This window comes from Pseudomonas sp. RIT288 (assembly GCF_000631985.1).
Lineage (GTDB): Bacteria > Pseudomonadota > Gammaproteobacteria > Pseudomonadales > Pseudomonadaceae > Aquipseudomonas.
The window spans coordinates 20,954-28,749 of the sequence record NZ_JFYN01000027.1; the positions used below are offsets into that span (position 1 = coordinate 20,954).

Sequence of the window (7,796 nt, forward strand, 5' to 3'; positions counted from 1 at the left end):
GACCGGAGCGCGGCCAGCCCCTGCGTCAATTACCGGCAGTTGTAAGAAGAAGACCAATAAAACCGAGGAAAATGCCAGCATCGTGACTGGAAAAGTCACTGTCCTCGGTTAACATGCGCGCCAATTCTCTGCGATCAAGGCTGTGTCGTGTCTTTTGGCTCTCCCCCCTCGCGTTCGTCGCTGCTGCTGGCGCTGCTGTTCAGCCCGGTATTGCAGGCGGACGACCTGTTTGTCGACAGTGAAACGCTGCCGCAGGTGCTGACGGCCACGCGCCTGAAACAGACACCGGCGGAAGTGCCGGGGAGCATGACCGTACTCGACAGTGAGCTGATCAACGCCAGCGGTGCAAGGGACATCAGCGAGTTGCTGCGGCTGGTGCCGGGGATGATGGTCGGCAACATCAGTGGCAATCAGGCGGCGGTCAACTATCACGGGACCAACGCCAGCGAAGCGCGGCGCATGCAGGTGCTGATCGATGGCCGCTCGGTGTACCGCGCAGGCCTGGCGACAGTGGACTGGAGCGATATTCCAGTGGCCATGGAAGACGTCGAGCGGATCGAGGTTTTCCGTGGGCCGAACACCGTCAGCTACGGCGCCAACGCGCTGATGGCAGTGGTCAACATCATCACCCGCAACCCGGCGGACAGCCACGGCACGCGACTGAAGATCACCCGGGGCCAGCGCGGCATCAACGATTTCTATGCGAGCCAGGGCACCGGGTGGAATGGCGGCGACTTGCGCCTGTCGCTGTCCGGCCAGGAAGACGATGGCTTCGACAGCGACCGCACCGGCGCCGATTATCGCGACAGCCGCCGTTTGAACCGCTTCAGCCTCGCTGTCAGCCAGACCCTGAGCGACAACCAGAGCCTCGACTGGCAGATCAACGCGAAGGACGGCAGCAACCAGCGGCCCTATACCTACCGCCCGGTGTTCTCGGGGATTACCGCTGCCGGGAACAATTCCGACGTGGTCGCCAAGGATTACGCCGGCTCGGTGCGCTGGAATCTCGACATCAATCCCGAACACAGCCTTTATATACAAGGTTCGGCCCAGCACTGGGATCGCCAGCAAGTGTGGCGCGCCTGCGATGCCGAAGTGTCGTTCAGCCCGCAACTGACCCAGCTGTGGCAGCTCAACCCGAACTACACCGAACGCCTGGCACGCAACATCACCCGTTTCACCGGCCCCGGCCCGGAAGCCGGAACGCCGCAGGAGATGGCCCTTGCCAATCAGGTGCTGGATCAATGGCGCAACGGTGCCAGCCAGACGCTGTGCGGCGACATCGATCAAAGCGCCCGCGAGTCGCGTTACGACCTCGAATTGCAGGACACCCTGAGTCTGTCCGACAGCCTGCGACTGGTCAGCGGCATGAACTATCGTTACGACCGGGCCGACTCCGAGACCTACTTCAACGGCACGCTGGACGACACCGCCTGGCGCGCGTTCGGCCAACTGGAGTGGCGCGCCAGTGAACACTGGCTGTTGCAGGGTGGCGCCATGTTCGAAAACACCCGACTGATCGGCAGTTCGCTGACGCCCCGGTTCGCCGTCAACTACCTGATCAACCCACGCCATGGCTTGCGCGCGGTGTACTCGGAGGCGATCCGCTCGCCGGACATGTTCGAGAACAACGTCAACTGGAGCTATCAGGTGAGCAACCTGCGGCCGTCCGCTTACGGCCAGTCTTCGGCGCGCTACTTCGTCAAGACCCGCGGCCCGGGCGATCTCGATCAGGAACACATGCGCTCGCGCGAGCTGGGCTACAACGGCTATTTCGCCGAGCTGGGGCTGGCCGTGGACGTGAAGCTGTTCTACGACGAAATCACCGGGATGATCAGCGAGCCGCTGCGCAACAATCAGTACATCGCCAGCAACGCCAACAGCTCACGTTTTCGCGGCACCGAAACCCAGCTCGACTGGCGCCTGAGCATGATCGATCGCCTGCGCTTCACCTACGCCTTCGTCGACGCCGAGGCGAGCAATCCGCTGGATCAGCAATTCACCTCGCGCAACAGCGGTTCTGCCGGCTGGCTGCGCGATTGGGGCCACGGCTGGAACAGCGCCCTGTTCTATTACGGCGACAACGCGCTCAACGGCTACCGCTTCGAACGGGTCGACACGCGCATCGCCAAACGCATTCCGCTGGGCAAGGCGCAACTGCAACTGGCCGGCGTGCTGCAACAGCGGCTCGACAACGAACCGAGCACTTTCGTCGACAACAATTATGACGAACGCCGGGTGCTGTACTTCAGCGCCGAGCTGGAGTTCTAGGGTGCGCTACGGCACGGTAAACAAGGCGCCAACCCTTGGCCACTGGCTGGCCGGTGCCTGTCTGTTTTTGACCGCGTGGCTGCACGGCATGGCGGTGCAAGCTGCCGATATTCTGTTGACCGGCGCCGAAGAAAGCCCTGGTGTGCAGGCCTTCGTCCAGGCGTTGAGCGAGCTGCGCCCCACTGACAACGTGCGGTTCCAGCCTTTGGCCAGCCTGCCGGCACCGGGCAAGTTGCCGAGCAACCTGCGGATGATTCTGCTCGACCTGCCCAGCCTCGACTGGCGTTTGCAGGAGCCCCAGGGCCCGGCGACACTGGTGTTGCGCATCAGCCGATTGCAAGCGCGGCAACGCCTGGGTGGCGCACAACCGCCGCACTTGAGTCTGTTGTGGAGCGACCCGCCGCTGGGGCGGCAACTGCAACTGATTCGGCGGATTCTGCCGCAGGTGCGACGGGTCGGCGTGCTGTTCGACCAGCACAGCGAATTCCTGCTCAAGGAGCTGCATCAGGCCGCGGCGCCGCTGAATCTGCAAATCGTCAGCCAGCGTTGGGACAACACCCAGGACAGTCGCCCGTTGCAAAGCGTGCTGAGAAACAGTGATGTGTTGCTGGGCCTCGACGATCCCGATCTGTACAACCCGAAAACCGCGAAAAACCTGCTGCTCAGCAGTTACTCCCGGCAAGTGGCGCTGGTCGGGCCGAACGCTGCGTTCGTGCGGGCCGGCAGCCTTGCCAGCACTTACAGCGATCAGCCGGACTGGCTGGCAATCCTTGACCAGTTGCTGGATCGCCCACCGGCGACATGGCCGCGCACGCTCTACCCCGATCGTTTCAAAGTCTCAAGTAATTCGCAGGTCGCTCGTTCCCTGGGTATCGAGCCAATCGATGAAGCGTCTGTTGCCCGCCAGTTGGCTGAAGGAGAACGCCACCCATGAATCTGCGTCGCCGCTGGGACATAAACACCCGCACGCAATTGATCAGCCTCGGCCCGGCCCTGCTGCTCACGCTGCTGCTGATCAGTTTCTTTACCTTCGTGCGAATTCAGGATTTACGTCAGGAGCTCAATCACACCGGGCAACTGATCGCCAACCAACTGGCGCCCGCCACCGAGTACGGGGTGATTTCCGGCAACAACGAAGTGCTGGAGAGCCTGCTCAAAGCGACCCTGGCCACACCGAACGTGCGCTTTCTGGAAGTGCAGGACAGCGCCAACCGGATTCTCGCCTACGTTGAGCAAGCCGCCGACGCGCATAACCGCCCGCATCAGGTCGAGGTGTTCCAGGCCCCGGTGCGCCTGCAACGGATCGCCCTCAACAGCGATTTTTTCCACGACGCCAAAGCCAGCAACAACGTGACCAGCGAGGACTATCTGGGCCGGGTGATCGTCGGTCTGTCAAACGATGCCTTCAGTCAGCGCCAGCAGGAAATTCTGCTCAAGGCCGGGATTCTGGCGTTGTTCGCCCTGCTCTTCACCTTTGTCCTGGCGCGACGTCTGGCCGGCAGCCTGTCGGCGCCGATCCGCGATATCGGCAACGCGGTCAAGGCGATTCAGCAAGGCGACTACAAGACCCCGCTGCCGATCGTCGATGACACGGAATTGGGCGCCCTGTCGCAGCACATCAACAACCTCGCCCAGGCACTGGAACAGGCCAGCCGGGAACAGCATCAGGCGATGGCGCAACTGATCCAGACTCGCGAGGAAGCGGAAAAGGCCAACAACGCCAAATCCGACTTTCTGGCGATGATGAGCCACGAACTGCGCACCCCCATGAACGGCGTATTGGGCATGTTGCAGCTGCTGGAAACCACGGACATGACCGAAGAGCAGATCGAGTACGCGGCGCTCGCCTCGGAGTCCACCGAACACTTGCTGAAAGTCATCAATGACATTCTCGACTTCTCGCGGATCGAACGTTCTGAGCTGGAGCTTGAGCACATTCCGTTCAACCTCGCCGACCTGATCGGCGCTTGCGCCCAGTCGTTCCAGCACAGCGCGGTGCAGCGTGGCCTGGACCTGAACCTGCGGATCCCCGAGGACATGCGCGCCTTGCAGGTGCAAGGTGACCCGACGCGGATCCGGCAGATTCTGGTCAACCTGGTGGGCAATGCCTTGAAGTTCACCGAGCGCGGTCGGGTCAGCATCGAGGCGCAGTGGCAATCGCTGGATCACGAGTTGCTGTGGTTCACCTGTTCGGTGCGCGACAGCGGCATCGGCATCTCCTCGGAAAGTCTGGAACTGATGTTCAACGCCTTCCAGCAGGCCGACAGTTCGATTTCCCGGCGCTATGGCGGCACCGGCCTCGGCTTGCCGATCGCCCGCACCCTGGCTGAACGCATGGGCGGGACGTTGCGCGCGCAAAGCGAAGAAGGCCTGGGGTCGGTGTTCACTCTGGAAATCCCGCTAGCCTTATATAAGCAGACGCTGCCGCAACTGGCGCCACCGCACGCGGTCAACGGCAATGGGCATGGCGAAGGACGCAATGTGTTGCTGGTGGAGGACAATCCGGTCAACCAGACAGTCATCGAAGCCATGCTGCGCAGCCTCGGCTTTACTGTCAGCGTCGCCACCGATGGCGCGCAAGCGGTACGCAGCGCCGAGGGCAACGATTACGAAGTGATTCTGATGGACTGCCGATTGCCGATCATCGACGGTTACGAGGCGACCCGGCAGATCCGCCAACTGCCCGGACGCGGCGAGGTACCGATCATCGCGCTGACCGCCAACGCCTTGCAGGGCGACCGCGAAACCTGCCTGTCGGCGGGTATGAACGATTACCTGGCGAAGCCGTTCAAACGCAATGACCTACAACAGATTCTGCAGCGCTGGGTGCAGTAGTGACGGTTTTTCGACCATCTGCGACTGGCGTGAAAAGCGAAAGTGCGGCAGTCTTAGGCACCCGAACGAGCCTCAAAAGAGGCTTGAATAAAAATTTCAGTGCACAAGTGTACATTCATGTCCTTGGTGCTGTGACTTTCACCACAACGCAATAGTCTATGAGTAGGCTGCCGGTACGAGGCATGAACGCGTCGATCGGCCGGGAAGATTTGCCCCACCTGCCGCATGGGATTATTGAGGAGCTCGCATGACCAAACAAAACGCCTTTACTCGGGAAGACCTGCTGCGCTGCAGTCGCGGTGAGCTGTTCGGCCCAGGTAACGCGCAACTGCCCGCCCCGAACATGCTGATGGTGGATCGCATCACCCTGATCAGCGAAGAAGGCGGCAAGTACGGCAAAGGTGAATTGGTCGCCGAGCTGGATATCAACCCTGACCTGTGGTTCTTCGCGTGCCACTTCGAGGGCGATCCGGTGATGCCGGGCTGCCTGGGTCTGGATGCCATGTGGCAACTGGTCGGCTTCTTCCTGGGCTGGCAAGGCCTGCCGGGCCGTGGCCGTGCGCTGGGTTCGGGCGAAGTGAAATTCTTCGGCCAGGTCCTGCCGACCGCCAAGAAAGTCACCTACAACATTCATATCAAACGCGTCCTCAAGGGCAAGCTGAACCTGGCCATCGCCGATGGTTCGGTGACTGTCGACGGTCGCGAAATCTACACCGCCGAAGGCCTTCGCGTCGGCGTGTTCACCTCCACTGACAACTTCTAAGGGTTATTCGCATGCGCCGCGTCGTTATCACTGGTCTGGGCATTGTTTCGTGCCTGGGCAATGACAAAGAGACCGTCTCCGCTAACCTGCGTGCAAGCCGCCCTGGCATCCGGTTCAACCCGGAATATGCTGAAATGGGTCTGCGTAGCCAGGTTTCCGGCTCCATCGACCTCAACCTTGAAGAACTGATCGATCGCAAGATCTATCGTTTCGTCGGCCACGCAGCGGCTTACGCCTACCTGGCCATGAAAGACGCGATCACTGACTCCGGCCTGACCGAAGAGCAAGTGTCCAACCCGCGTACCGGCCTGATCGCCGGCTCGGGCGGCGCGTCGACCCTGAACCAGATGGAAGCGCTGGACATCCTGCGCGAGAAAGGCGTGAAACGCGTTGGCCCATACCGTGTAACGCGGACCATGAGCAGCACCGTTTCCGCGTGCCTGGCCACGCCGTTCAAGATCAAGGGCCTGAACTACTCCATCGCTTCTGCCTGCGCCACCAGTGCTCACTGCATCGGTACCGCCATGGAACAGATCCAGATGGGCAAGCAGGACATCGTCTTCGCCGGTGGCGGTGAAGAAGAGCACTGGAGCCAGTCGTTCCTGTTCGACGCGATGGGCGCCCTGTCCAGCAAGCGTAACGACACCCCGGAACAAGCCTCCCGTGCCTACGACGCCGACCGTGACGGTTTCGTCATCGCTGGCGGTGGCGGCATGGTCGTGGTTGAAGAGCTGGAACACGCGCTGGCCCGTGGCGCCAAGATCTACGCCGAAATCGTTGGCTACGGCGCAACGTCCGACGGCTACGACATGGTTGCCCCAAGTGGCGAAGGCGCGATCCGCTGCATGCAGATGGCAATGTCCACCGTCGACACCCCGATCGACTACCTGAACACCCACGGCACCTCGACTCCGGTCGGCGACGTCGCGGAAATGAAAGGTGTGCGTGAAGTGTTCGGCGACAAGGCCCCGGCGATCAGCTCGACCAAGAGCCTGTCCGGTCACTCCCTGGGCGCCGCCGGCGTTCACGAAGCGATCTACTGCATGCTGATGATGGAAGGCAACTTCATCGCCGGTTCCGCCAACATCGACGAACTGGACCCTGAAGTGGCCGATCTGCCGGTGCTGACCAAGACCCGCGAGAACGCCACCATCAACACAGTGATGAGCAACAGCTTCGGCTTCGGCGGCACCAACGCCACGCTGGTGCTGAAGCGCTGGGAAGGCAAGTAATTCCCCAGGCTTGAGCCACACCTGAAAACGCCCCGACTGGTTCGGGGCGTTTTTTTGGCCTGCACAAAACTCATGGCCGACACAAATCCCCCATGTAGGAGCTGCCGAAGGCTGCGATCTTTTGATCTTGATCTTGAAAAACAGGATCAAAAGATCGCAGCCTTCGGCAGCTCCTACATGGGATTGTGGGGGGCTGAAAATGAAACTTCTGTCATGAAACCTTGCACCCTGCGACCGAATGTCGCGGATTACGCGGGCTGCAGCACTGTTGCAAAAAACGCAACAACACCTTGCACAAATCAAGCGTTTACTTAGCAAGCTAACAAATCATATAAAAGAGTCCTGCACACGCCTTGCTGCAGATAACTTGAGATTTGGAGCTAGCAGATGACTGTAAAAGTAACTGAACGCGACGATTCACACATGTCCCACGAAGGCGTAGCCGCCGGTGTACGGATCTGGGACGTGCATCAACAAGACTTGCTGGTCGGCATGTTCCACAACGAGATCGATGCTCACAACTACAAGGCCGAACTGGAACTGCAGGAACAGCAGCGAGATCTGAAATCCGCTTAGGCGAATATTGAACCTGTGGCGAGGGAGCTTGCTCCCCCCGGAGCGCGCCGCAGGCCCCGCCTTTCAAAAAAAAGGGGCCCCGCCCCCCCGGGGGGGCAGCACCCCCCCCCCCCTGTGGC

General features: G+C 61.0%; 6 protein-coding genes. All 6 read left to right on the plus strand.

Annotated features, from left to right (window positions below; translation table 11 throughout):
* Positions 1-147: 147 nt before the first annotated feature.
* The 6 genes from BW33_RS18580 to BW33_RS18605 all read left to right on the plus strand — a co-directional run bounded on the left by BW33_RS18580 (position 148) and on the right by BW33_RS18605 (position 7,677).
* Positions 148-2,271, plus strand: a complete 2,124-nt coding sequence (locus tag BW33_RS18580) for a TonB-dependent receptor plug domain-containing protein (RefSeq protein ID WP_047600376.1) — start codon at positions 148-150, stop codon at positions 2,269-2,271.
* A gap of 1 nt (position 2,272) precedes the next feature.
* On the plus strand, positions 2,273-3,205 hold the full coding sequence (locus BW33_RS18585; protein WP_047600377.1) for an ABC transporter substrate-binding protein: 933 nt from the start codon (positions 2,273-2,275) through the stop codon (positions 3,203-3,205).
* Positions 3,202-5,106: a response regulator gene (locus BW33_RS18590; protein ID WP_047600378.1), complete on the plus strand. Its 1,905-nt coding sequence runs from the start codon at positions 3,202-3,204 to the stop codon at positions 5,104-5,106. The genes BW33_RS18585 and BW33_RS18590 overlap by 4 nt, the downstream gene beginning before the upstream one ends.
* Before the next feature lie 247 nt (positions 5,107-5,353).
* Positions 5,354-5,869, plus strand: a complete 516-nt coding sequence (gene fabA, locus BW33_RS18595; RefSeq protein WP_003227150.1) for a 3-hydroxyacyl-[acyl-carrier-protein] dehydratase FabA — start codon at positions 5,354-5,356, stop codon at positions 5,867-5,869.
* 11 nt (positions 5,870-5,880) lie between these two features.
* Positions 5,881-7,101, plus strand: coding sequence for a beta-ketoacyl-ACP synthase I (gene fabB, locus BW33_RS18600; RefSeq protein ID WP_007968959.1), 1,221 nt, complete (start codon positions 5,881-5,883; stop codon positions 7,099-7,101).
* Positions 7,102-7,488: 387 nt separating this feature from the next.
* On the plus strand, positions 7,489-7,677 hold the full coding sequence (locus tag BW33_RS18605; RefSeq protein WP_003227153.1) for a hypothetical protein: 189 nt from the start codon (positions 7,489-7,491) through the stop codon (positions 7,675-7,677).
* Positions 7,678-7,796 lie beyond the last annotated feature (119 nt).

Bases quoted from the DNA above. Each gene is read 5' to 3' on its own strand.
- fabB (WP_007968959.1), top strand. From the start codon at position 5,881: ATGCGCCGCGTCGTTATCACTGGTCTGGGCATTGTTTCGTGCCTGGGC.
- BW33_RS18605 (WP_003227153.1), top strand. From the start codon at position 7,489: ATGACTGTAAAAGTAACTGAACGCGACGATTCACACATGTCCCACGAA.
- fabA (WP_003227150.1), top strand. From the start codon at position 5,354: ATGACCAAACAAAACGCCTTTACTCGGGAAGACCTGCTGCGCTGCAGT.
- BW33_RS18590 (WP_047600378.1), top strand. From the start codon at position 3,202: ATGAATCTGCGTCGCCGCTGGGACATAAACACCCGCACGCAATTGATC.